This is a genomic window from Pseudomonas sp. USHLN015, assembly GCF_037153275.1.
Classification (GTDB): domain Bacteria; phylum Pseudomonadota; class Gammaproteobacteria; order Pseudomonadales; family Pseudomonadaceae; genus Metapseudomonas; species Metapseudomonas tohonis.
The window spans coordinates 17080-41715 of record NZ_JBBCKP010000008.1; the positions used below are offsets into that span (position 1 = coordinate 17080).

Here is a 24636-nt window from a genome sequence, read left to right on the forward strand (position 1 = left end):
CCGGAAAGCACCGCGCTTGAGGCTTCGCATCAAATTCACAACAGCTAGTGCAGTCAGACGAATGAATTCGCCCCTACGGGCAGGGCGTACCCCGGAGCGTAGGGTGGAGGTCGCTTTTTACCTCCACCAGGCGGAGCCGAGCATGGCACGGCATTTCTCGCGAGCAGGTATTGCCTGGTGCGTATCGGGCAGCCCGGGCTTCAGCCCGGGGAGCGGTCGGCTTGCAGGCGGGTGTCTGGCGTCCAGCCGCCGCCCAGGGCCTTGTACAGGCCGACGGCGGCTTGCAGGCGGGCGAGGTGCAGTTGCACGGCGTCGTCTTCGGCCTGGTAGAGGCTGCGCTGGGTCTCCAGCACGGTGAGCAGGGTCTCGGCGCCGGCGCGGTAGCGGTTTTCCGCCAGTTCGAAGGCGCGCTGGGCCTGGGCGAGTTCCTCAGCTTGCCACTGGCGCTGGCGGTCGAGGCCGTCGATGGCCAGCAGGGCGCGCTCCACGTCGCCGAAGGCCGCGACTATGGCGGCGCGGTAGGTGGCCAGCAGCTCCTCCTCGCGGGCCTGGCGCTGGCGATGGCCGGCGTCGAGGCGGCCGGCGTTGAAGATAGGCGCGGCGAGGCCGGCGGCGACGCCGTAGTAAGGGTTGCGCAGGATGTCGGAGAACTGCTCGGAGCCGGTGCCGAGGCTGGCGCTCAGGGTCAGGCTCGGCAGCATCGCGGCGCGGGCGACGCGCACATCGGCGTCGGCGGCGGCCAGGCGTGCTTCGGCGGCGGCGATGTCGGGGCGACGGCCGAGCAGTTCGCTGGGCACGCCGGCGCCGATGCCGGGCCACTGGATGCCGGCCAGTTTCCCGCCCTTCAGGTCCAGTGCCTGCACCGGTTGGCCGAGCAGCGTGGCCAGGGCGACACGGGCTTCGCCGCCCTGTTGGCGCAGGCGTTCCAGGGCGCGTTCGCGGCCGGCCACCAGGCTGCGCTGCTGGGCCAGTTCCAGGCGCGTGGCGGCGCCGGCGGCCTGGCGTGCCTCCACCAGTTGCAGCACCTGGCGGGCGTTGTCGAGGTTGCCTTCGGCGATGCGCACCTGGTCGCCCAGGGCCAGCACCTGCAGGTAGCTGCTGGCGACGCCGGCGAGCAGGGTCAGCTCCAGGGTCGCCTGGTCGAAGCGGCTGGCCTCCAGGCTGTGCAGGGCGCTGTCGCGGGCGGCGCGCCTGCCGCCCCAGAAGTCCAGCTCGTAGCTGGCGCTGAGGCCGGCGGCATAGGTGTCGAAACGCGGCTTGTCGCGCTCGGCATCCAGGGCGCTGAAGCCTTCGTCACCCAGCAGTTGCTGGTAGCTGCCGCTCAGCTTGGCCTTCACTTCGGGCAGCAGCGGGGCGCCGGCGATCACGGCGGCGGCGCTGGCCTGGCGTATCCGCGCGCGGCCGGCGGCGAGGTCGAAGCTGCCCTGGCGGGCCTGCTGGATCAGCCGGCTGAGTTCAGGGCTGCCGAAGGCGTGCCACCAGTCGGCGCTGATCTGCGCGGCGCCCTGGCGGGCAGGGGACTGCCAGTGGGGAGGCGGCGTGATCGCCGCCGTCGGTGTGGTATCGGCGCCGGTGCAGGCGCCGAGCGCCAGGCACAGGGGCAGCAGGGTGCGGGGGGCGAGTGCGGTCATGGGCTGGTCAGTGCGGTTACCGGGTCGAGCCGCGCGGCCTTGCGTGCCGGCATGAAGCCGAAGGCGACGCCGGTGGCCAGGGCGCAGGCGAAGGCGCCGAGCATGGCGGTGAGGGAGAAGGCGATGGCGACATCGGCCAGCAACAGGGCGCCGCCCACCAGCAGGGCGATGGCGATGCCGGTGATGCCGCCGGTGACCGAGAGCAGCGTGGCTTCGGTGAGGAACTGGCGGAGGATGTCGCGCTGGCGGGCGCCGGTGGCCATGCGGATGCCGATTTCACGGGTCCGCTCGCGCACCGTCATGAGCATGATGTTCATGACGCCGATGCCGCCCACCAGCAGGGAGATGGCGGCGATGGCGCCGAGCATCAGCGACAGGCTGTTGCGCGTGCTGGCCTCGGCCTGGATCAGTGCGGCGTTGTTGGTCAGCTCGAAGTCGCGGATGCCGCGGTGCAGGCGCAGCAGCAGGCGGTCGATGGCGGCCTCGGCCTGCTGCACGCGGTCGGCGTCGGCGGCGGCGACCACGACGAAGTCCGGCTCGGGCTTGCCGAACAGGCGGATGCTGGCGGTGGAGTAGGGCACGACGATCTGCGAGTCGGCGTCCTCGTCGCCGGAGCTGGCGCCCTTGGCCGCGAGGGTGCCGATCACCTGGAAGGGCACGTTCTCGATGAGGATGTGCTGGCCGATGGGGTCGCGTCCGGCGAACAGCTTGTCGCGTACCTTCTGGCCGATCACCGCCACGGTGGCGGCGCTGTCCTCGTCGGCCTGGTCGAAGAAGGCGCCTTCGACGACGGGCCAGTTGAGGATGCTGGGGAAGTCGACGCCGTTGCCACGGGTGTAGGCCTGGAAGTCGAGGTTGCCGCGACGCACCAGGGTGTCGCCGCCGGTGACCGGCATGATCCGCTCGACCTGGGGCAGCCCGGACAGCGCGGCGATGTCGGCGAGGCTGACCACGCCCTCGGGCACGCGCGGGTTCGGCGAGTAGCCGGAGAGGTAGATGATGTTGGAGCCGAAGGCGCCCATCTGCGCCATGACCTGGCGCTTGCTGCCTTCGCCGATGGCCAGCATGACCACCACCGAGGCGACGCCGATGACGATGCCGAGCAGGGTCAGGGCGGTGCGGAAGCGGTTCACCCACATCACCCGCCAGGCGGCGCGCAGGGCTTCGAGCAGTTCGCCCCGCCAGGCGCCGGGGGCCAGTTCGCGGCGCTCTTCGAGGCGTTCGCGCAGGCGGCTGGCTGGCAGTGCACCGGCGTTCGCGCCGGGCGTCCGGGCGTCGGCGCTGTCACTGACGACATGGCCGTCGCGCACTTCGATGATGCGCTGGGCGCGGGCGGCGACTTCGCGGTCGTGGGTGATGAGGATCACCGCGTGGCCCTGGGCGGACAGTTCCTCGAGCAGCTTCATCACCTCGATGCCGCTCTGGCTGTCGAGGGCGCCGGTGGGTTCGTCGGCGAGGATCACGTGGCCGCCGTTCATCAGCGCGCGGGCGATGGAGACGCGTTGCTGCTGCCCGCCGGAAAGCTGGTGCGGGCGGTTGCCGGCGCGGCTCTCCAGGCCCAGGCGGCGCAGCAGTTCGGCGGCGCGGGCGCTGCGCTCGGGCGCGGGGGTGCCGGCATAGATGGCCGGCATCTCGACGTTCTCGCGGGCGGAGGCGGAGGGGATCAGATGGTAGCCCTGGAAGACGAAGCCGAAGGCCTCGCGGCGCAGCCAGGCCAGTTCGTCGCCGTCCAGCGCGGCGACGTCGCGACCGGCGAAGCGATAGGTTCCGGAGCTGGGGCGGTCGAGGCAGCCGAGGATGTTCATCAGGGTCGACTTGCCGGAGCCGGAGGCGCCGACTATCGCGACGAATTCGCCGGCCTCGATGCGCAGGGAGACGCCGCGCAGCACCTCGACTTCCGGCGTGCCGTTGCCGCCGTAGCGCTTGCGGACGTCGATCAGTTCCAGCAGGGCGGGTTCGTGCAGGGCCTTCATCGAGCGTCGCCGGGCTCGCCGATCAGCAGGCATTCGCCCTCGCTGAGCCCGGCCAGCACCTGGACCTGCATGCGGTCGCGCACGCCGGTGCGCACCTGGCGCTCCTCGATGGCGCCCCGGGCGCCGACCACCCGTACCCTGTCGTCGTCCAGCAGCGCGGCGATGGGCACGGCCAGGGCGTTCTCGACGCGCTCGGAGACGAAGTGGACCTGGGCGGTCATCTCGGTCATCAGGGCGTTGTCCTGGTTGTCCACGTCCAGCAGCACGGTGTAGAGCACCACGCGGCCGCCGCTGCCGGTGGGGCTGCCACCGCCCTGGCTGAGCTGGTCGAGCGGGCGCGGCGGCAGCGGCAGCACCTGGCGCACGCGGGCTTCCCAGCGCCGGCCTTCGCCGCTGAGGGTGGTGAACCAGGCGGGCATGCCGGGCCGCACGCGGCCGATGTCGGCTTCCGAGACCTGGGCCCAGACGGTCATCGGCGAGAGCTTGGCGATACGCAGGATCAGGGGAGTCTGCTGCTGGGCGTTGAGGGTCTGGCCGACACGGGCGTCGACCGCTACCACGGTGCCGGAGATGGGGGCGTAGATGCGCGTGTAGCCGAGCTCGGCCTCGTCGCTGCGCAGGGTCGCCTGGGCCTGGCGGATCTGTGCCTCGATCATGGCGATGCGCGCCCGGGTGGTGCGCACCTGGGCGTGGGCGACCTGCAGGTCCTCGTCGCGGGTGGCGCCGCTGGCGGCGAGTTTCTGCTGGCGGGCGTACTGCTGGCGGGCCAGCGCGTGCTGGGCCTGCTGTTCTTCCCGCTGCGCCGCGAGGGTGTCGATGGAGGAGCGCCCGGCATCGACCCGCGCCTGCTGGGTGGAGGGGTCGATCTCCACCAGCAGCTGGCCTTCCTCGACGCTGTCGCCGGGCTCCACGTGCAGCTTGCGGATCTGCCCGGAGGCCTGGGCGCCGACATCGACGTAGCGGCGTGGCTGCAGGGTGCCGAGGGCGCTGACGCTGCTTTCGATGGTGCTGACGGCGACGGTCACGGTGTCGCCTTCATGGACGGCGTCGGGCATGGCCTTCCAGGCGGCGAGCGCGAGGAGGGGGACGAGCAGCAGCGGGGCGAGGATCAGGCGGCGTGGAAGTCGTGGGGCGCTCATGGGGTGTCCGGCTCTGGAGGGGCCCCGGCCGGCACACTGCGACGGCGAAGGGGCGCTGCCAGATGAACGATCACGGCGCGGGGAAATTTACGGCTCTGTCTGCGTTAGCTGTTGTGAGCTTGGTGCGAAGGCTCAAGTCCGGTGCTTTCTGAGCATTTATGACTCCCTGTCACGCCCACCGCGTGGGTTTCGCTTCGCTCTACGCCACCCTACGTAAACCACTCCGCCCCCAAAGCGTGATGCGCACATCGATGAAGATTCCGGCGAAGACGTTGGAGCAGCGGAAACGCCCCTTCAGGAGGCCGAACGCAGTCGTTGCGTCGGGGGACGAGCGGCATGGATGCCGCGAGAGGCGCGCCAGGCCATGGATGGCCCATCGCGCCGGCCCCCAGAGCGACGACGGAGTGAGGGCACCCGACGCAGTCGGGCCGGATGATGGGGCAAGCGTTTTTGGTTTCTTTTTTGGCGATTGAAAAAAGAGACTCGCCGGGGGGCGAAACCAGAAACATCAGCAAAGCTCGACAATCAGCTGGGCTCGAAACCTTCTAGCAACACTTAACGCAGACAGAGACAAATTTACCGGATGGGGCGTTCCGGGCATGGCGCCCGGCTTCACAGGCGCATCTTGCGGTTGCTGATCAGGGTGCTGCCATCGGCCTGCTGGGCGAGGCTGACGGGCAGGACCTGGGGCAGGGCGCTGACCAGGCTGCGGATGTCGCGGGTGCTGTAGATGCCGCCGATGCGCTGGTCGGCACTAGCCTGGTCACCCAGTACCAGCGGGGCGTCGAGGTAGCGGTTGATCAGCGGCACGGCCTCGGCGAGGGTCAGGTCGTCGAGGATCAGCTTGCCGTCGCGCCAGGCCAGGGCCTTCTGCGTGTCCACGGCGCCGACCGCCGGCTTCATGTCGCCCGGACCGAAGCTGGCTTGCATGCCGGGGCTGAGGTTGCTGTCGTTGCCGCGCTGCTCGCTGCGCACCTTGACCGAGCCCTCGGTGACGGTGACCACGACGTTGTCCTGGTACTTCCAGACGTTGAAGCGGGTGCCGGTGACAGTGATCGAGCCCTGGCCGGCCTGCACCACGAACGGGTGGGCGCTGTCGTGGCTGACGTGGAAGTAGGCTTCGCCGCTGTCGAGGCTGACGCGGCGCTGGTCGATGAAGTTGGCGTAGCTCAGGCGCGTGGCGAGGTTCAGTTCCACGTCGCTGCCGTCGGGCAGGGTGATGCGGCGGATGCTGTTCTCGGCTTCGAAGCGCTGGTAGCTGTCGGGCAGCCAGCCGGCGATCCAGCCGCTGTAGCCGGCGAGCGGCAGGGCGACCAGGGCCAGCGCCAGGGCGCGCGCATGGCGACGCAGGAGGCCGCGCGGGCGCTGGCGGGGCGGCAACTGGGCGAGGCTCGGCGGCGGTTTGGGAAGCTGGCGGGGTACGTGCAGGCGGGGGGACGGCTGGGTCGGCGGCAGGTGTTCGCTGAGGTCCCAGATCTCCAGCATCTCGGCGTATTCGAGGGCGTGGGCCGGGTCCGCTTCGATCCAGGCCTGGAACTGGGCACGCTCCTCGTCCGTGCAATCCTCCGCGTGCAGGCGCATGCACCAGTGGGCGGCGACTTCGACCAGCGAGTCGCCTTGGGGTTTGGAGGAGGCGTTGTTCATCAGGATTACCGGTTCTGCCTGAATTCGAGTGGTTGCTTCACACGTTGACGCGGCGCACTGAGATATGAATCTTGATGAGAATTATTATAAATTTAATAATTTCAGACTGCCAGCATCACCCTGTGGGTGAGGTTTGATCCAGCTCAAGTGTAAGCGCCGCTTGCGGCCGGCGCCGGGGGAGCGAATTGGAAATCTACTATCGGGAGCTGGTGCGTTTCCTCAGCGCCAGGCTCGGGGATCGGCAGGCGGCCGCGGATGTGGTGCATGACGCGTATTTGCGGGTGATGGAGCGCGCGAGTCAAGAGCGGATCGAATCCCCACGGGCGTTTCTCTACCGAACGGCGCTGAACCTGGTGGTCGACGAACACCGCCGCAACGCCGTGCGGCGCAACGAACCGCTGGAGGTGCTGGACGAGGAAGAGGACTCGCGGCACCGCTCGCCTTCGCCCTTGCGCTCGCTGGCCCAGGTGCAGCGGCTGGGCCTGCTGCAGCGCGCCCTCGACGAGTTGCCGGCGTTGTGCCGCGACGCCTTCCTGCTGCGCAGGCTGGAGGGCCTTTCCCATGACGAGATCGCCGCGCGCCTGGGAATCTCCCGGTCGCTGGTGGAGAAGCACATCGTCAACGCCATGAAGCACTGTCGCCTGCGCATGCGCGAGTGGGAGTCCGCCTGACGCCGGTCTACACGCCGGCTAAATTTCATTTCCCTGTCCTCGTTCCTAGTCAACAGGCGGCCAGTGGGGCCGTCATCGAATGACTGCCGCCCTCGCCGGGGCGCCTCCAGAGGACACTGGACATGACTCAGCCCCTGAACACCGCCCTCCACGACCTGATCGGCATCGGCTTCGGCCCCTCCAACCTGGCCCTGGCCATCGCCCTGCAGGAGCGTGCCCGCCACCAGGGTGCGCTGGATGCGCTGTTCCTCGACAAGCAGGCCGACTACCGCTGGCACGGCAACACCCTGGTGACCCAGAGCGAGCTGCAGATTTCCTTCCTCAAGGACCTGGTGTCCCTGCGCAACCCCACCAGCCCCTATTCCTTCGTCAACTACCTGCACCAGCACGGCCGCCTGGTGGACTTCATCAACCTCGGCACCTTCTACCCGTGCCGCATGGAGTTCAACGACTACCTGCGCTGGGTGGCCGGGCAATTCCAGGAGCAGAGCCGCTACGGCGAGGAGGTGCTGGCCATCGAGCCGGTGCTGGAGGGCCAGCGCGTCGAGGCGCTGCGGGTGATCTCCCGCGATGCCGGCGGCGAGACCCATGTCCGCGCCACGCGTTCGGTGGTGGTCAGCGCCGGGGGGACCGCGCGCATTCCCCAGGCCTTCCGCCATCTCAAGGACGATGCCCGGGTGTTCCACCACTCGCAGTACCTGGAGCGCATCGCCAGGCAGCCCTGCGTCGGCGGCAAGCCCATGCGCATCGCCATCATCGGCGGCGGGCAGAGCGCGGCCGAGGCCTTCATCGACCTCAACGACAGCTACCCCTCGGTGCAGGTGGACATGATCCTGCGCGGCTCGGCGCTCAAGCCTGCGGACGACAGCCCCTTCGTCAACGAAGTGTTCTCCCCCGAGTTCACCGACCTGATCTTCAACCAGACCGGTGCCGAGCGTGAGCGCTTCATCCGCGAGTACCACAACACCAACTACTCGGTGGTGGACATCGACCTGATCGAGCGCATCTACGGCATCTTCTACCGCCAGAAGGTCTCCGGCATCCGCCGCCACGCCTTCCACATCCTCAGCACCGTGGAGCGCGCCAATGCCGGCGCCGACGGCATCGAGCTGGTGCTGCGCAACAACGCCAGCGGCGAGCAGAGCGTGCAGCGCTACGACGCCGTGGTGCTCGCCACCGGCTACGAGCGCCAGGCCCATCGCCACCTGCTGGAGCCCCTGGCGCAGTGGATGGGCGACTTCGAAGTGGGCCGCGACTACCGCATCCGCACCGACGAGCGTTGCCAGGCGGCCGTCTACATGCAGGGCTTCTGCCAGGCCAGCCACGGGCTCAGCGACACCCTGCTGTCGGTGCTGCCGATCCGCGCCGACGAGATCGCCGCCTCGCTCTACGCCCACATCGAGCCGGGCGCCCGTGTCGAGCGCGGCCTCCAGCAGGCCCTCGCCGCCGCCAGCTGACCGCTTCGCCCGCGCCGGCCCCGCCGGCGCGCTTCCCCATCCCTTGCGAGTACTTCCGATGCCCATGCGCAGCCTTGCCGCCGGTGTCGCAGCGTTGTTGCTGTGCCCGGCCTTTTCCGTTCTGGCCGCTGCTCCGGCCGCCACGCCGCGAGACACCCTCATCCGCTGGACCGCCCACGGCGTCCCGCACATCCAGGCGGCGGACGAACGCGGCCTCGGCTATGGCATCGGCTACGCCTATGCCCGCGACAACGCCTGCCTGCTGGCCGAGGAGATCGTCACCGCCCGGGGCGAGCGCTCCCGCTGGTTCGGCGAGCAGGGCCAGTCCTCTGCCCACCTCGACAACCTGCCGTCCGACTTCTTCTTCGCCTGGCTCAACCAGCCGGCCTCGGTCGCCGCCTTCCGCCAGGCGCAGACGCGTGAGGTGGCCCAGCTGCTGGACGGCTACGCCGCCGGCTTCAACCACTACCTGCAGGAAGCCGATGCACGCACCACCCCTTGCCTGGGCGAGGGTTGGCTGCGCCCCATCGATGCCGACGACCTGCTGCGCCTGACCCGGCGCCTACTGGTGGAAGGCGGCGCCGGGCAGTTCGCCGAGGCGCTGGTCGGTGCTGCCCCGCCCGGTGTGCGCCAGGCGCGGCTGGACGCCGGCTACACTGCCGTACGCACCGAGGGTTTCCGCCTGGAGCGTGGCAGCAATGCCGTGGCCGTGGGCGGCAAGCGCAGTGCCAACGGACGCGGCATGCTGCTGGCCAACCCGCACTTTCCCTGGAGCGGCGCGCTGCGCTTCTGGCAGCTGCACCTGACCATTCCCGGCAAGCTCGACGTGATGGGGGCGGCGCTGCCCGGCCTGCCGGTGGTCAACATCGGCTTCGGCCGGCAGCTGGCCTGGACCCACACCGTCGACACCTCCGCGCACTTCACCCTCTACCGCCTGGAACTCGACCCCGGCGACCCGACCCGTTACCGCGTCGACGGCCGCACCGAGACGCTGAACAAGACCCGCCTGCAGGTGCAGGTGCGCAATGCCGACGGCACCCTCTCGGTGCGCAGCCACGACCTCTACGAATCGCGCTTCGGCCCGTTGCTCGACTGGCCGGGCAAGCTGGAGTGGACCGCCGGCGAAGCCTGGGCGCTGAAGGACGCCAACCTTGGCAACACCCGCGTGCTGCAGCAGTGGTACGCGATCAACCAGGCCCGTGACCTCGACGCTCTGCGCGCCGCGGTGACGAAGATCCAGGGCATCCCCTGGGTCAACACCCTGGCCGCCGACGCCAGCGGCAAGGCGTTGTACATGAACCAGTCCGTGGTGCCGCACCTGCTGCCCGGGCAACTGGCCGAATGCGTGATCCCGCAGCTGGCCGCCGAAGGCCTGCCCGCCTTGCAGGGCAACCGCAGTGCCTGCGAGTGGACCCCCGATGCCGGCGCCGCCCAGCCCGGCATCACCCCGGCGGCGCAGCTGCCGGTGCTGCAGCGCGAGGACTTCGTGCAGAACTCCAACGACAGCGCCTGGCTGAGCAACCCCGCCAGCCCGCTCGCCGGCTACTCGCCGCTGGTCAGCCGTGAAGGCCGCGAGCTGTCGCCGCGTGCGCGCTTCGCCCTCGGCCGCCTGCAGGGCGACGCACCGCTCGGCGCCGACGTCCTCCAGGCGCTGGTCACCGACAATGAAGTGGGGCTGGCCACCGGCCTGCTGCCCGAACTGCTGGCGTTGTGCAAGGCCGAGGCGGGCAACGCCGGGCTGGCCGCACCCTGCAAGGCGCTGGCGGCCTGGGATGGCAAGGCCAACCTCGAAAGTGGTATCGGCTTCCTGCATTTCCAGCACTTCATGCAGGCCTTCGCCGGGATCGGCAATGGCTGGCGCGAGCCCTTCGATCCGCAGCGCCCGACCGTCACCCCGCGCGGGCTGAACCCGGCGGCGCGAGGCGAGGTGATCCAGGCGCTGGTCGCGGCTGGCGAGGAAGTGGCCAGGGCCGGTATCCCCGAAGAGGCCCGCTGGGGCGACATCCAGCGCGCGGGCGCCATCGGCGTACCCGGCGGCGACGGCCACTTCGGCGTCTACAACGCCATGCAGAGCGAGTTGCAGGGCGACCACCTGGAAGTGGTCAGCGGCACCAGCTACCTGCAGCTGGTGACCTTCGACGACAACGGGCCCCAGGCGCGCGGGCTGCTGGCCTTCTCCCAATCCAGCGAAGCCGGCTCGCCGCACCACAGCGACCAGACCGAACTCTTCGCCCGCCAGCAATGGCAGAAGCTGCCCTTCACCAACGCCGAGATCGAGGCCGACCCGGAGCTGGAGCGCAAGGTGCTGCGGGTGAGGTGAGCGGTGCTCCCTGCAACGCCGTGATTGACAGGGCGTAGGGTGGAGTTCGCTTTTTACCTCCACCGGCGGAGCTGCAGGGAAGCGCGGGAGGTGGACCGCTGAAGCGTGGTCCACCCTCGGGATTGGAGTGGCTCAGCCCCAGTAGAACCCGGTGGTGTCGGGGAAGGCCGAGGTCAGGCCGGCGCCACCGGCGCCTTTCTTCTGGCCCTTGATGCGCAGGCCATTGGCGCGACCGACCACGTAGTCGCCATTCTCCGTCGTCATGTCCGACAGCGGCCGCTTGAAGTCCGCCGGCGCGACCCAGGCTCTGCCACTGGCCGCGTTCACCTTGGCCGAGCCGTTGTAGGTGTGCGCCGAGGTGCCGCTGGTGAGCGCGCGCTCGATGGTCTTGATCAGTTCGGCCTTGGTGCCCGTGCCGGGGAACATCGACTTGCTGTTGTACGACTGGGTGCCGATCTTGAAGGTGGCGACGTGGGGATAGGGGCAGAGGATGCGCTCGGACAGCGTCTCGCCCGCCCAGCCTGCCAGCTCGCCCTGTTTTGCCTGGGGCACGGCGAGGATGGTGTACTCGGTGATTTTGCTCTTGATGTCGTGGGTCGCATGCCCGCCCGCGCCGTCGTTGGGCTCGGACAGATTGTTGGTGTGCTTGCCGGATTTGAAGATGTGGCAGATCACGTCCTGGTCGAGGGTGTAGCGCTTTTTCATCGGAGTCCGGTTCCTTGCTGCGATTGATCGGATGCGCAGCAAGGTTAGCAACGGATCGGTGATTGGAAAGGCGCCCGGATGGAAGGCCGACGTGTCTGGGGCGGGGTTCGCAGCGTGGGTCACTGCCCGGGGCTGGAGGCGCCCGGTGCACCGGATGAGCTGGCGGCCTGCGCCGTCGGGTAGATACGCACGCGATTGGCGCTGGCTCGTACGGTCCGGTGTTCGTGCAGGCTCTCCTTGTGGGCGTTCTCGTACATCGAGCTGAGCGCGCCGGTATAGCCGTAGACCTTGCATGCGGTGTAGCCGAGGTCGTAGAGCTCATCCGTCAGTGATTGGCTGAAGTTCTGAACGCCCTCCGCGCTGTGGCAGTTGTAGCACTTGATGGTGCCGGCGAAACCCTTCGGCAGGCCCATTTCCTGCAACCGCAGCGCCACCTCGTCGGCGTTGAGGACGAAGTACCTGGCGCGGCTGCCGGCGTAGTTCTCATCCGTTACCTTGAGCAAGTGATTGGACTTATCGAGGATCCGCTGCACGTTGAGCCGATTGCCTTTTTCATCGAGGGTGCAGTTGTCGAAGATGCCTCTCATGCCGGCCACCGAGTGGCCCCGGATGTAGACCTGGTCGTCCTCGCCGAGGCCCCTCAGCATCGGGCTTCCCGTGGAGCCAGGGCAGTACCAGAGCTGATAGATGTCGTGGCATTCGCCATCGAGCACGGAGGATCTCTTTCCCTGATAGCTGTTGATCCAGCTGTTGTTCTTGCTGGTGTATGAAAGCCCCGGCCGGGTCCCGGGCTCGCCCCGGTTGTCCCGGAAGTTATTGGCGTCGGGCATGACGAAGGGCACGAAGAGTATGCGTTTGGCCATTGAAGCGTTCCTCCTTCCTGGTGGACGGCAGACAACGGCCCGGGGGCGCTTGCCGAGAATGTCGACAGACTGTGCAGCGGACGCTGTGCGGGTCTCAATCCTCCGGCAGGTTGTTGAAGATCTTCTCCAGCGTGCCGTTGAGTTTGGTGATCTGCGCTTCGCTGAGGTCCTTGAAACTGTTGGTGAAGATGTGCGCGGTGGTGACCTGGATCTGTTCGGCGGTGCGGCGGCCGGCCTCGGTGATGGAGACCTGGGTGACACGGCCGTCGTTGCTGCAGGGATTGGTGTCCACCAGGCCATCGGCCTTCATGCGGTAGACGATCTTGGTGACGGTGGAGAGCTTGGCGATGGCGTGCTCGGAGATTTCCGAGATGCTCGACTCGCCGTTCTCCTTGAGGATGAACAGGATGCGCCAGCGCGGGATGTCCATGTCGATCTTCTTCAGCGCCTTCTCCATGGCCATGGAATAGCGGCCATGCACCCGTGCCAGCCAGTAGAAGGGGAAGTCTTCCTTGCGGAAGTTGTCGCTGGCGGGGTTGTAGCGGCTCTGGCGTTTCTTCGGGGTGGTCATGGTGACTGCGTGCTGCTGCGGGTGTGGTGGGGGTGATTTATAGGGGGTTGCACGCGGGCTGTCGACAGGCGCTCGCCATTGCCTTGATGCAGGTCAGGTTCGGCGGGGAGGCCGGGGGCCTTGGCGGTGGGCTCGCGGCGGGCTGCGCCGCCGCGAGGGTGGGGCGGGGCGTCAGGCGATCCCCTCGCGCGCGAGGCTGCGGCGGAAGTGCCCGCAGCCCTTGCCCAGCAGGGCCAGGGTCAGCACCACGGCAGCCAGGTTGAGCAGGGAGACCGAGTGGCCGACCAGCGCCGGCGACTGGAACAGGCGGTCGGTGAGCAGCGCCACCAGGGTGGTGCCCAGGCCCAGGCCGATGAGGTTGGAGATGAGCAGGAACAGCGCCGAGACCTGGGCGCGCATCTGGTTGGGCGGGAGGATCTGCATGGCCGCGGTGGAGGCGGGCATGGGGAAGGAGGCGAAGAACATCGCCGGCACCAGCAGCGCCAGGGACAGCCACAGCTCGCCCACCTGGGTGAAGGCAACCGCGGGCACCGCCATGCCGATGGCGCCGATCACCCCGGCGCGGATCGGCGCGTCGGCATGGCCGCGCCTGGCCAGCCAGTCGATCAGCCAGCCGCCGCAGAGCACGCCGCTGGTGTTGGCCAGCAGCACGATCAGCCCGAGGATGTAGCCGGCCTGGCTCGGCGCCAGGCCGAAGTTGCGCATGTAGAAGGCCGGGGTCCAGCTGAGCATGCAGAACAGCGTCATGGCATAGAAGGAGAAGCCCAGGTAGTGGCAGGTGAAGGTCTGCCGGTGGTGGCCGAGGAAGGCGAAGGCCTGGCCCAGGCTGGGCTTGTGCACCTGGCCGTTGGCATCGAGCTTGAGGCCCTTGCGCGCCGGGTCGCGCACGGTGGTGGCGATCAGCAGGGCGACCAGCAGCCCCGGCAGGCCGACCAGGAAGAAGGTCACCTGCCACGGGCGCATGCTGCCCAGCAGCGGCACGGTCACGCTGTCGAGGTTCTTCAGCAGGTCGATCACGTAGCCGCCGATGAGGAAGGCCACGCCACCGCCGATGAAGGAGCCGATGGAGTAGATGGCCACGGCGCGGCCGAGCTTCTCGCGCGGGAACATGTCGCTGAGCATCGAATAGGTGGCCGGTGACAGCGCCGCCTCGCCGATGCCGACGCCGATGCGCGCGAGGAACATCTGGGTGAAGTTCCTGCTCAGCCCGCAGACGGCGGTGGCGAGGCTCCAGAAGGCGACGCCGATGGCGATGATCCGGGGCCGCGAGAAGCGGTCGGCGAGCAGCGCGATGGGCATGCCCATGAAGGCATAGAACAGCGAGAAGGCCAGCCCGTGGAGCAGGCTGAACTGGGTGTCGGAGAGCTGCAGGTCGTGTTTGATCGGCTCGATCATCAGCGCGAGGATCTGCCGGTCAACGAAGGAGAAGATGTAGGCCACCATGCAGATGGCGACGACGTACCACTCGTAGACGTAACGCTTGCGGGTGGTGTCGGTGGGTGTCTGGCTGGTCATTCGGTTCGGCCCCTCGAGGCGGTGGTGATGAGGTCTGCGGCAGCGTCGAATGGGTGGGGGTAGATCGGTGACGCCTGCGTTACCGATGCGCCTCGCCCGGGTGCGCCCTTTCTTGTTTTCATGCATCGCCAAGTCGCGGAACCCGTCGTCGCGGGGCCCCGTACCGTCTTTTTATGCGCTTGTTCCCCCGGCCTCTATGCCCCAGGCGCAGCCGCTGTTCCGGCTGCGCAGATTTGCTTTGCGTGGCGTGGAAATTGCTTTCCATTTCCACCATTTCGCGGCGCCTGCAGTGGGCGCGCCGCAGCGACAGCGGGGCCACCAGCATGCTCGACGACGCACCCCTTCTCCAGCGACACCGTCTGTTGAACCCGACCGCCGGGATCGGCGAGATCCGTGACAAGGTCAGCCACTACCTGTGGCCGCACCGGATGCACATGCAGCGCAGCGAGGCGCTGAACTCGATGCTCTACGGCGTGTTCTTCGGCAGCTCCGCGCTGTTCGACCTGCATTACGGCGCACGGGTGGAGATCGATGCCGGCGACATCGCCAGCTACTACCTGGTGCGCGTCACCCTGCAGGGCTCCGGCACCCTCACCCTGGGCCGCCAGAGCGTGGCGATGCAGCAGGGCAGCCTGACCGTCTCCTCGCCCTCCGAGCGCAGCTTGATCCGTATCGACGAGGACTGCCGCAACCTCATCCTGCGGGTCGAGCGCGATGCCCTGGAGCGCCAGCTGCAACGCTTGCTGGAGCGGCCGCTGAAGCAGCCGTTGCTGTTCGATATCCAGGTGGCGCCGGTGCACCCGGGGATGGCGGTGGTGCGCGAGACGCTGGACTACATCTGCCGCCTGCACCAGGGGCCGATGGCCACGGACCTGGCACCGACCCTGGGCAGCGGCCTCTCGGACTACCTGCTTTCGGTGCTGCTGACGCAGTTGCCGCACAACTACTCCGCAGCGCTCTGCGAGGACCGTCGCCAGCCGATGCCGGTGCACGTGCGCCGGGCCCGCGACTACATCGAGGAACACCTGGACGAACCCATCGCCCTGGCCACCCTGGCCGAGCTCTCCGGCGTCTCCATCCGCACCTTGCAGAACGGCTTCGCCCACTTCCTCCAGCAGTCGCCCACCGACTACGTGCGCAGCCGGCGGCTGGCGCGGGTGCACGAGGCCTTGCAGCGGGCGGGTGCCGGCGACAGCGTCACCGACATCCTCCTGCGCCACGGTGTCAGCAGCTTCGGCCACTTCGCCACCCACTACCGCCGCCAGTACGGCTGCCTGCCTTCGGAGACCCTGCGCAGCGGCTGGTGAGCACCGCCGCTCGGTGCGTCCGGTGAGGGGCAGGTGCGCGCAGCACACCCTACGGGCGAAACGCGGGATGGCTGCACGGCTTTCGCTCCCTTGAAGGGGCGGAAGCATCAGGCACGACTCAGCCGTCGAGAAAGCGCTGGGCCAGGTCCAGCTGGGAGTTGGCCAACTGGTGCAGCTCCTGGCCGATCTGGCTGTTGCGCTGGGCCTGGCCGGCGCTGCATTCGGCCAGCCCGGCGATCTGCGCGATCTGCCGGTTGACCTCCTCGGCGACCTGACCCTGTTGCTCGATGGCGGCCGCCATCTGCAGGCTCATGCCGCTGATCTGCCCGACTTCCCCGCAGATGCGGCGCAGCGCCTGGCGCACCTGCTCCACGTCCTGCCCGGACTGCTGCGCCGCCAGCTCGCCACGGCGCGCGGTGGCCAGGGCCTCGGCGCTGCCGTCGCGCAGGCGCTGGATGGAGTGCTGGATCTGCCCCGTGGAGTCGCGGGTGCGCGAGGCGAGGGTGCGCACTTCGTCGGCGACCACGGCGAAACCGCGCCCCGATTCCCCGGCCCGCGCCGCCTCGATCGCCGCGTTCAGCGCCAGCAGGTTGGTCTGCTCGGCGATGCTCTGGATCACCGTGGCGATGCCGCTGATGGACTCGATGGACTCCGCCAGCCGGCCCACGGCCAGATCGATGTCCGCCACCGACGCGCGCATGCCCTGCATCGAGGCCTGGCTCTGCTCGGCCAGGCGCTCCCCGTCGTGGGCCAACTGGTCGACCTGGGCGGTGGCCTGGGCGGCGTCCTGCAGATTGCGCGACAGCGCCTGGATGGTGGCGCTCATCTCGTGGATGGCCGCCGCCGACTGCTCGGCTTCCTGCAACTGGCGGTCGAGTTGCTCGGCGCCGCTGGCCACCAGTTGCGCGGACTCCTCGCTGCGGGCGCGGAGGATCTCGCCGTTGATGCTGATCCGTGCCATGACCGTGCGCATGCGCAGCTTCTGGCTGTTGAGCGCCATCTCGAACAGGCCGCTGCCGCCGGATGCACTGCAGTAGATCGGTGCCAGCAGCGTGTCGCTGTAAACCTGGGCGTGGCCGCCGAGGGCGCGTTGCAGGTCGCGGCGCTGGGCCGCCCGCCGTTGCCAGGCGGCGCCGAACAGCAGCGCCAGGGCCAGGCCGCCCAGTGCCGGCGCGACATGAGCGCCGAGGGTGGCGCCACCCAGCAGCAGGGCCAGCGCGAGGCCGAGGCCCTGGCCGGCCAGCCACTGGTGCACGCGGCTGGCCAGCGGCAGCGGGGCGCGGCCCTGGCGCAGGCGCGCGTAGAGGGCCTCGGCGCGGCGGCTCTGCGCCGCGTCGATGGGGTGGTAGACGGTGCCCAGGGCCACCAGCTCGCCGCCATCGAACAGCGGCACCACGTAGAGCTGGCTCCAGAAGCTCGCGCCGTCCCGGGTGCGGCCCATCAGCGGGCCGCTCCAGGGCGTGCCGGCGCGCAGTGTGCGCCACATGCGCTCGATCACTGGTGCGGGCATCTGCGGGTGGTTGATCAGCTCGAAGCTCTGGTTCAGCAGCTCTTCGCGGCGGTAGCCGGAGAGCGCCAGGTACGCGTCGTTGCAGGCCAGCAGGCGGCCGTCCGGGGCGAGCCGCGAAATGGGCGGCTCGACGAAGGCGGGCAGGGTGGCGAGGGAGGCGCCCATGCTCACCAGCCCGCGCCGCGTTCGGCCTGCATCTTGCGCACCATGGCGTCGAAGAACTTCACCGCGAAGCCGCTCTCGCGGATCAGCATGGCGGTGAGGTCGGCGCACTTCTGGCTGACGGCTTCGGGTAGCGGGTTGTCCTCGCCGCCGAGGGCGCCGGCCGCGCACTGGATCTCTGCCGCGCGCTGCACCGTCCAGAGCAGGAAGAAGGCCTTGGCGATGCTGCTTTCGCCCACCGCGATGCCGTGGTTGCGCAGCACCAGGATGTGCTTGTCGCCGAGGCTCTGGATCATCCGCGCCTTCTCGTCGTCGAACAGGGTGATGCCCTCGAAGGTGTGGTAGCCGATGCGGCCGTACAGTTGCGCGCCGTAGAAGTCGTGGTGGCCGAAGCCGGCCTTCTTCTGCACCACGGCGGAGATGGGCGTGGTGTGGGTGTGGATCAGGCAGTGGATGTCGTCGCGGGCGCCGTGCACCGCGCTGTGCAGGGCGAAGCCGGCGGGGTTGGCGTCGTAGGGCGAGTCTTCCAGCTTGTGGCCGTCGAGGTCGACCTTGAGCAGGTTGGCCGGGGTCACCTCGCGGTAGTTGAGGCCGAAGGGGTTGACCAGGTAGTGGTGCGCGGGCCCCGGCAGGCGCGCGGAGATGTGGTTGAAGATGGTTTCGGTCCAGCCGAAGAAATCCACCAGGTGGTAGCAGTGGGCGAGCTGCACGCGCAGGGCCCATTCCTCGTCGCTGCAATGCTGGGGCTGGGTGACGGCGATGGCGTTCATGGAAATCTCCTTGTTCAGTGGCTGGCGCTGCGGAAGCGCGCCAGGGCGATGAGGTGGCGGGTGATGGGCATGGGCAGGTCGAGCAGTTCGGCCAGTTCCAGCACGGCGTCGCCGATGGCGGCCAGCTCCAGCGGGCGGCCCTTGTCGTGGTCCTGCAGCATCGAGGTGCGTACCGCGCCCATGCCGGCGCCGAGCTCGAGGAAGGTCTGCGGGTCGATGTCGACCCGTGCGCCGTGGCCGGCGGCCACCAGCAGCGCCTCGTGCAGCGTGGCGCGGGCCAGCTCGCGCAGGCCGGGCTGGCTGTAGAGCTGCTCCAGGGTGGCGCCGCTGACCACGGACAACGGGTTGGAGGTGAGGTTGGCGATGATCTTGGTCCACAGCGGGTCGCGGATACGTTCGCTGGCGCGGGCTTCGATGCCGGCGTCGGCGATCACCGAGCGCAGGCGTTCCAGGCGGGGCGTCAGGCGGTTGTCCGGCTCGCCGACGATCATCAGGTGCGGGTTGCCGGACTCGGCCACGCCGGGCGCCGGGCACTGCGCGGTGATGAACACCACGCAGCCGATCAGCCGCGCCGGATCGAGGGCCGCCAGCAGCGCGCCGTCCGGGTCCACGGCCGTGATGCGGCGCCCGGCGAAGCGCCCGGGCAGGCCGTGGAAGTACCACCAGGGCACGCCGTTGACCACCGGCACCACGCTCGTCTCTTCATCCAGCAACGGCGCGATCCGTGGCAGCAGCGTGGCCAGCGCCGGGGCCTTGGTGCAGAGGAACACCAGGTCCTGGGGGCCCAGTTCGGCGGCATCGTCACTGGCGTCGACGCGCACCTGGTGCGTGCCGTCGAGGTCGTGCAGGCGGATGCCGTCGCGGCGGATCGCGTCCAGGGTCTCGCCTCGGGCCAGCACGCTGACCCGCTGGCCGCTGGCGGCGAAACGGGCGGCGAGGGTGCAGCCGATGGCGCCGGCACCGGCGATGCAGATACGCAGGGGAGGTTGCTTCATGGGGTCGCTCCATCGAGTGGCCCGCCCGGGATCGCCGGGCGGGCACGGGTCAACCGGCAAGCATGTCCTGATGCTTGCTGGCGAGGCCGAGGTAGGCCTCGATCACGCGCGGGTCATCGGCCAGCTGGGCGGCGGGGCCCTGCATGGCGATGCGCCCGGTTTCCAGTACGTAGGCATAGTCCGCCACGCGCAGTGCCGCACGCGCGTTCTGCTCCACCAGCAGGATGGAGACTCCCTGCTGGCGCAGCGCGGTGATGATGCGGAAGATCTCGCGGGTGATCAGCGGCGCCAGGCCCAGGCTGGGTTCGTCGAGCATCAGCAGCTTGGGCTTGGCCATCAGCGCGCGGCCCACGGCGAGCATCTGCCGCTCGCCGCCGGAGAGGGTGGCGGCCAGCTGGTCGCGACGTTCCCACAGGCGCGGGAACAGCTCGTAGACCTCGGCCAGGGTGGCGGCGTGGCTGCGGTCGCCCCGGCGGTGACGCTGGAATGCGCCCAGCAGCAGGTTGTCGGCCACGCTCATGCTGGTGAACAGCTCGCGCTTCTCCGGCACCAGGCCGAGGCCGCGTGAGACCAGGGTCTCCACCTCCGGCACCGCTTCCAGGCTGCCATCGAACTCGACCCGGCCACGGGAGCCGAGCACGCCCATGATGGCCGAGAGCAGGGTGGTCTTGCCGGCGCCGTTGGGGCCGATGACGGTGACGATCTGCCCCTGGCCGACCCGCAGGCTGGCGTTGGACAGGGCTTCCACCTTGCCGTAGGCGACGCACAGGTCGCTGACCTCCAGCACGGCGTCGGCCACCTGGTTTTCCACGCTCTTGAGGGGTTCGATCTGCATGTTCATCACTCTGCGCCTCCGAGATAGGCTTCCAGCACGGCGGGGTTCTTCTGCACGTCGTCGGGCAGGCCCTGGGCGATGCGCTGGCCGAATTCCATCACCACCACGCGGTCCACCAGGCCCATGACGAAGTCCATGTCGTGCTCCACCAGGAGGATGGCCATGCCTTCGCTGCGCAGGCGGCTGAGGAGCAGGCCGAGGGCCTCCTTCTCCTTGTGGCGCAGGCCGGCGGCGGGCTCGTCGAGCAGCAGCAGGCAGGGGTCGGCGCACAGCGCGCGGGCGATCTCGAGGATGCGCTGCTGGCCGAGCGCGAGGCTGCCGGCCTCTTCATGCAGGTAGGCGCCCAGGCCGACGCGTTCCAGCTGGCGCCGTGCCTCGGCGAGCAGGTCGGCTTCCTCTGCGCGGTCCAGGCGCAGGGCCGAGGCCAGCACGCCCTTGCCGCCGCGCAGGTGGGCACCGATGGCGACGTTCTCCAGCACGCTCATGCCGGGCAGCAGTTTCACGTGCTGGAAGGTGCGGCTCATGCCCATGCCGGCGACACGGCGCGAGGCCAGGCCGTTGATGCGCCTGCCCATGAACAGCACGTCGCCGCTGCTGGGGGTGTCGACGCCGGAGAGCTGGTTGAACAGGGTGCTCTTGCCGGCGCCGTTGGGGCCGATCAGGGCGAGGATCTCGCCGGCGCGCACCTCCAGGCTCATGTCGTTGTTGGCCACCAGGCCGCCGAAGCGCCGGGTGACATGGCGCGCTTCGAGGATCACCTCGCCGTGGGCCGGGCGCTGCCGTTGCGGCAGCTCGCGGGCGGGGGCTTCGGCCGCCGGCAGGCGCTGGCGGGCACGCAGGCGACTGGGCGCCAGGCGCACCAGCAGCGGCCACAGGCCACCCGGTGCGCGCTGCATCAGCAGCACGATGAGCAGGCCGAAGACGATGGTCTCGTAGTTGCCGGTGCTACCCAGCAGGTGCGGCAGCAGGTCCTGCAGCCATTGCTTGAGCAGGGTGAGGATGCCGCTGCCGAGCAGGGCGCCCCAGACGCTGCCGACGCCGCCGATCAGCGCCATGAACAGGTAGTCGATGCCCATGTTGAGGCCGAAGGGCGTGGGGTTCACGAAGCGCTGGGTATGGGCGTAGAGCCAGCCGGACACCGCCGCGAACACCGCCGAGATGAGGAAGATCACCAGCTTGGAGCGGAAGGTGTCGACGCCCATGGATTCGGCCATCAGCTGGCCGCCCTTGAGCGCGCGGATGGCGCGGCCCTCGCGGGAATCCAGCAGGTTCTGGGTGATCAGCATGGCCAGCAGGAGCACCACCCAGATCAGGTAGAAGACCTTCTCGCCCTTGTCGAGCAGCACGCCGAACAGCGAGATCGACGGCAACCCGCTGACGCCGGTGTGGCCGCCCAGGGATTCCACCGTGCCGAACAGGTAGTACAGCGACAGGCCCCAGGCAATGGTGCCCAGGGGCAGGTAGTGGCCCGAGAGCTTGAGCGTCAGCGCGCCCAGCAGCAGGGCCACCAGGGCGGTGATGGCCACGCCCACCAGCAGCGTCAGCCAGGGCGATGCGCTGGCCCAGGCGAGCCAGGCCGGCAACTGCTCGGCGGTGGTCAGGTAGGCGGTGGTGTAGGCACCGAGGCCGACGAAGGCCGCCTGGCCGAAGCTGGTCATGCCACCGACGCCGGTGAGCAGGACCAGGCCCAGCACCACCAGGGTGTAGAGACCGATGTAGTTGAGCAGGGTGACGTAGAACGGCGGCAACGCCAGCGGCGCGATGCCGAGCAGGACGACGAGGCCGAGGATCAGGTAGCGGGGTTTCATTCCTCTTCCTCCACGTGACGACGGGTGAACGAGCGCCAGAGCAGGAAGGGGATGATCAGGGTGAAGACGATGATCTCCTTGTAGGTGCTGGCCCAGAACATCGAGAAGGCTTCGATCAGCCCCACCGAGAGCGCGCCCAGGGCGGCCACCGGGTAGCTCGCCAGGCCGCCGATGATGGCGCCGACGAAGCCCTTGAGGCTGATGATGAAGCCGGAGTCGAAGTACAGCGTGGTGATGGGCGCGATGAGGATGCCCGACAGCGCACCGATGAAGGTGGCGAGGAGGAAGGTGGCCTTGCCCGCCAGGCTCGGCGAGATGCCCATCAGCCGTGCGCCCATGCGGTTGACCGCGGTGGCGCGCAGGGCCTTGCCGTAGAGGCTGCGTTCGAAGAACAGGAACAGGCCGATGATCAGCCCCAGGGAGACGGCTATCACCCACAGCGTCTGGCTGTTGAAGGTCACCGGGCCTAGCTCCAGGCCGGCTTCGGAGAAGGGCGCGGTGCGCGCGCCTTCCGGGCCGAACAGCAGCAGGGCGATGCCGACCATGGCCACGTGCACGGCGATGGAGACGATCAGCAGCACCAGGGAGCTGGCCGAGGCGATGGGCTGGAACACCAGGCGGTAGATCTGCGGGCCCAGGGGCACCACCAGGGCCAGGGTCAGCAGCGCCTGCACCGCCATGGGCAGCTCGGCCAGCGGCAGCAGGCGGATGGCCGCGACCATGGCCAGGGCGTAGGCGAGCTTGGCGAGGATGCGCCTGGGGAAGCGGAAGGCGTGGCTGGAGCGCGCGGCGTCGTACAGGTCCAGCGCGCAGTCGACCAGGGTCAGGCCCAGCAGCAGCCAGACCAGTGCGGTGGGGTGGCCGGCCTGCAGGGTGGCCATGGTCAGCGCGCCATAGGTGACGAACTCGCCCTGGGGGATCAGCAGGATGCGCGTGACGGTGAAGACCAGCAGGATCGACAGGGCCAGCAGCGCGTAGATCGCGCCGTTGGTGATGCCGTCCTGGCCGAGCAGCATGGCTATCTGGAAATTCATGGTGGGAACTCTTGTTGCGGTATGGGGGCGTACGTGTGTGCGGCATGACCGGGGCGTAGGGTGGATGACGCTTTTTCCATCCACCTTTCGGCGTCGGCCCGGGCTCCGCCTGGTGGACAGAAAAGCGCTGTCCACCAGGCGGAGCCCGTGCTCGCGATCAGTTGCCGCGCAGCAGCGTCCAGTTGCCGTTCTTCACCTGGATCAGCTCGCGGCCGCGTTCGTCGAAGCCGCTGTGGTCCTCGGGCGTCATGTTGTAGACGCCCTGGGTGGCGGCCAGCTCGTGGCTCTGCTCCAGCGCGTCACGCAGCGCCGCGCGGAACTCCGGCGTACCCGGCGCGGCCTTGGCGGCGGCCACGGGGATGGCGTTCTGCAGCAGCAGGCCGGCGTCGAAGGTGTTGGCGCCGAAGGTTGCCGGCTTGCTGCCATTGAGCTTCTCGTAGGCGGCGATGTAGTCGGCGGCGACCTTCTTCGAGGGGTGGCTGTCCGGCACTTCGTCCAGCACCAGCATCAGGCTGGCGGCGAGGATGGTGCCCTCGACCTTCTTGCCGCCGAGCTTGAGGAAGTCGGGCAGGGCGGCGCCGTGGGTCTGGTACATCTGCCCGCGGTAGCCCTGGTCGAACAGGGTGGTCTGCGGCATCACTGCAGAGCTGCCGGGCGCGGCGACCAGGACCGCGTCGGGGCGCGCGGCCAGCACCTTGAGGCTCTGCCCGGTGACCGAGGTGTCCTGGCGCTGGAAGCGTTCGTTGGCGACCACCTTGATGCCGTGCTCGGCGGCCATCGCGCCCATCACCTTGGACCAGTTCTCGCCATAGGGGTCGGCGGTGCCGATGAAGCCCAGGGTCTTCACGCCCTTGGCGACCATGTCGTCCACCAGGGCCTTGGCGATCAGGTCGTCGTTCTGGGTGGTCTTGAACACCCATTTCTTCTGCTCGTTCATCGGCAGCACCACGGCGGCGGTGCCCACCGGCGCCAGCAGCGGTACGCCGGCCTCGGCGGCGAACTGGATCACGCCCATGGCGTTGGGCGAGCCGCTCGGGCCGATGATGGCGTCGACGTTCTCCTCGCTGATCAGCTTCTTCAGCGCCTTGACCGTGGCGGTCGGGTCGCTGCCGTCATCCAGGGCGATGTACTTCACCTGCTGGTCGCCCGCCTGGGTCGGCAGCAGCGGCACGCTGTTCTTCTGCGGCAGGCCCACCAGGGCGATGGGGCCGGTGGAGGAGGTGATGACGCCGACTTTGACGTCGGCCTGCGCAAGGGAGGCGCAGGCGGCACTCAGGAGCAACGTGGACACAGCTTTCTTGAAGAGCATGACTTTCTCCGAAGAGTTGCAAGGCGATACGGGGCGGTTGTCCGACGGGGTGCCGCGTGGCGGGCCCGTGGTCCTTCTTGTTGTGATGCCCGTGCGCTGCACGCTGCCGAGGGCAGGGCGGCGCCGTCGAGCCCATGGAGGGCCGATTGGCGTGTAGGGCGATAGCAGGTTGCATGCCAGGAAAAATCGTTACCCCGTTGCGATGCCGTCGTGCAGGGGGTGTTTCGGCACCTCGTCTGCGGGTGCTGGGCGAGGGGTTGGCGTCGGGGTTCTCGTGGCCACTCGCGCACCGCTGCCGATGCGCTCCGATCCCGCAGGCGACAAGGCATTGATCTGGATCAATACGGCTTCCGGAAAGTCGTTTTCCTGACCAAAAAATCTCGTTTTTTCAGAATAAAAACACCTGATTTTTGATGG

At 68.9% G+C, this 24636-nt stretch carries 19 protein-coding genes; 4 read left to right on the forward strand and 15 right to left on the reverse strand.

Annotation, left to right across the window (positions count from 1 at the left end; genetic code table 11):
• Positions 1–200: 200 nt before the first annotated feature.
• The 4 genes from WFQ67_RS16950 to WFQ67_RS16965 form a co-directional block, all read right to left on the reverse strand.
• Complete coding sequence (locus WFQ67_RS16950; RefSeq protein WP_337057624.1) at positions 201–1631, reverse strand: efflux transporter outer membrane subunit; 1431 nt, start codon at positions 1629–1631, stop codon at positions 201–203.
• Complete coding sequence (locus tag WFQ67_RS16955; protein WP_337057625.1) at positions 1628–3604, reverse strand: MacB family efflux pump subunit; 1977 nt, start codon at positions 3602–3604, stop codon at positions 1628–1630. Before WFQ67_RS16955 ends, WFQ67_RS16950 begins: the two co-directional genes overlap by 4 nt.
• Entirely contained in the window at positions 3601–4743 is a 1143-nt protein-coding gene (locus WFQ67_RS16960; RefSeq protein WP_337057626.1) for an efflux RND transporter periplasmic adaptor subunit, read from the reverse strand. The genes WFQ67_RS16955 and WFQ67_RS16960 overlap by 4 nt, the downstream gene beginning before the upstream one ends.
• Before the next feature lie 612 nt (positions 4744–5355).
• Positions 5356–6387 (reverse strand): FecR family protein, encoded by a 1032-nt coding sequence (locus tag WFQ67_RS16965; protein ID WP_244862896.1) that lies wholly within the window; start codon positions 6385–6387, stop codon positions 5356–5358.
• Between the two features lie 185 nt (positions 6388–6572).
• Here WFQ67_RS16965 and WFQ67_RS16970 point away from each other — a divergent pair, with 185 nt between their 5' ends.
• The 3 genes from WFQ67_RS16970 to pvdQ all read left to right on the forward strand — a co-directional run bounded on the left by WFQ67_RS16970 (position 6573) and on the right by pvdQ (position 10835).
• Positions 6573–7058, forward strand: coding sequence for a sigma-70 family RNA polymerase sigma factor (locus tag WFQ67_RS16970; protein ID WP_337057627.1), 486 nt, complete (start codon positions 6573–6575; stop codon positions 7056–7058).
• Positions 7059–7180: 122 nt separating this feature from the next.
• Positions 7181–8515 carry a lysine N(6)-hydroxylase/L-ornithine N(5)-oxygenase family protein gene (locus WFQ67_RS16975; RefSeq protein ID WP_337057628.1) on the forward strand — a complete coding sequence of 445 codons (1335 nt, stop codon included), beginning with the start codon at positions 7181–7183 and terminating at the stop codon, positions 8513–8515.
• Between the two features lie 58 nt (positions 8516–8573).
• Complete coding sequence (gene pvdQ, locus WFQ67_RS16980; RefSeq protein ID WP_442969599.1) at positions 8574–10835, forward strand: bifunctional acylase PvdQ; 2262 nt, start codon at positions 8574–8576, stop codon at positions 10833–10835.
• Positions 10836–10967: 132 nt separating this feature from the next.
• Here pvdQ and WFQ67_RS16985 read toward each other — a convergent pair whose 3' ends face one another.
• The 4 genes from WFQ67_RS16985 to WFQ67_RS17000 all read right to left on the reverse strand — a co-directional run bounded on the left by WFQ67_RS16985 (position 10968) and on the right by WFQ67_RS17000 (position 14489).
• A complete protein-coding gene (locus WFQ67_RS16985; RefSeq protein WP_337057629.1) occupies positions 10968–11540 on the reverse strand; it encodes a hypothetical protein in 573 nt (190 codons plus the stop codon).
• A gap of 119 nt (positions 11541–11659) precedes the next feature.
• Positions 11660–12403 carry a hypothetical protein gene (locus WFQ67_RS16990; RefSeq protein WP_213630124.1) on the reverse strand — a complete coding sequence of 248 codons (744 nt, stop codon included), beginning with the start codon at positions 12401–12403 and terminating at the stop codon, positions 11660–11662.
• A 94-nt stretch (positions 12404–12497) separates the two neighbouring features.
• On the reverse strand, positions 12498–12974 hold the full coding sequence (locus WFQ67_RS16995; RefSeq protein ID WP_021217341.1) for a MarR family winged helix-turn-helix transcriptional regulator: 477 nt from the start codon (positions 12972–12974) through the stop codon (positions 12498–12500).
• A gap of 171 nt (positions 12975–13145) precedes the next feature.
• The gene (locus WFQ67_RS17000; RefSeq protein ID WP_337057632.1) at positions 13146–14489 is read right to left on the reverse strand and encodes a spinster family MFS transporter; all 1344 of its coding nucleotides are present in this window, start codon (positions 14487–14489) and stop codon (positions 13146–13148) included.
• 254 nt (positions 14490–14743) lie between these two features.
• On the opposite strand from WFQ67_RS17000, the gene WFQ67_RS17005 reads away from it, so the two are divergent.
• Positions 14744–15796, forward strand: a complete 1053-nt coding sequence (locus WFQ67_RS17005; protein WP_337057633.1) for an AraC family transcriptional regulator — start codon at positions 14744–14746, stop codon at positions 15794–15796.
• Between the two features lie 118 nt (positions 15797–15914).
• Here WFQ67_RS17005 and WFQ67_RS17010 read toward each other — a convergent pair whose 3' ends face one another.
• The 7 genes from WFQ67_RS17010 to WFQ67_RS17040 all read right to left on the reverse strand — a co-directional run bounded on the left by WFQ67_RS17010 (position 15915) and on the right by WFQ67_RS17040 (position 24219).
• Positions 15915–17471 carry a methyl-accepting chemotaxis protein gene (locus WFQ67_RS17010; RefSeq protein ID WP_213630128.1) on the reverse strand — a complete coding sequence of 519 codons (1557 nt, stop codon included), beginning with the start codon at positions 17469–17471 and terminating at the stop codon, positions 15915–15917.
• 2 nt (positions 17472–17473) lie between these two features.
• A complete protein-coding gene (locus WFQ67_RS17015) occupies positions 17474–18238 on the reverse strand; it encodes a class II aldolase/adducin family protein (RefSeq protein ID WP_213630129.1) in 765 nt (254 codons plus the stop codon).
• A gap of 14 nt (positions 18239–18252) precedes the next feature.
• Positions 18253–19233 carry a ketopantoate reductase family protein gene (locus WFQ67_RS17020; protein ID WP_337057636.1) on the reverse strand — a complete coding sequence of 327 codons (981 nt, stop codon included), beginning with the start codon at positions 19231–19233 and terminating at the stop codon, positions 18253–18255.
• Positions 19234–19282: 49 nt separating this feature from the next.
• Entirely contained in the window at positions 19283–20068 is a 786-nt protein-coding gene (locus tag WFQ67_RS17025) for an ABC transporter ATP-binding protein (protein WP_442969600.1), read from the reverse strand.
• Between the two features lie 5 nt (positions 20069–20073).
• Positions 20074–21876 (reverse strand): branched-chain amino acid ABC transporter ATP-binding protein/permease, encoded by a 1803-nt coding sequence (locus WFQ67_RS17030; protein ID WP_337057640.1) that lies wholly within the window; start codon positions 21874–21876, stop codon positions 20074–20076.
• Positions 21873–22910, reverse strand: coding sequence for a branched-chain amino acid ABC transporter permease (locus tag WFQ67_RS17035; RefSeq protein WP_213630135.1), 1038 nt, complete (start codon positions 22908–22910; stop codon positions 21873–21875). Before WFQ67_RS17035 ends, WFQ67_RS17030 begins: the two co-directional genes overlap by 4 nt.
• A 157-nt stretch (positions 22911–23067) precedes the next feature.
• Positions 23068–24219, reverse strand: a complete 1152-nt coding sequence (locus WFQ67_RS17040; RefSeq protein ID WP_337057641.1) for an ABC transporter substrate-binding protein — start codon at positions 24217–24219, stop codon at positions 23068–23070.
• Positions 24220–24636: the final 417 nt, after the last annotated feature.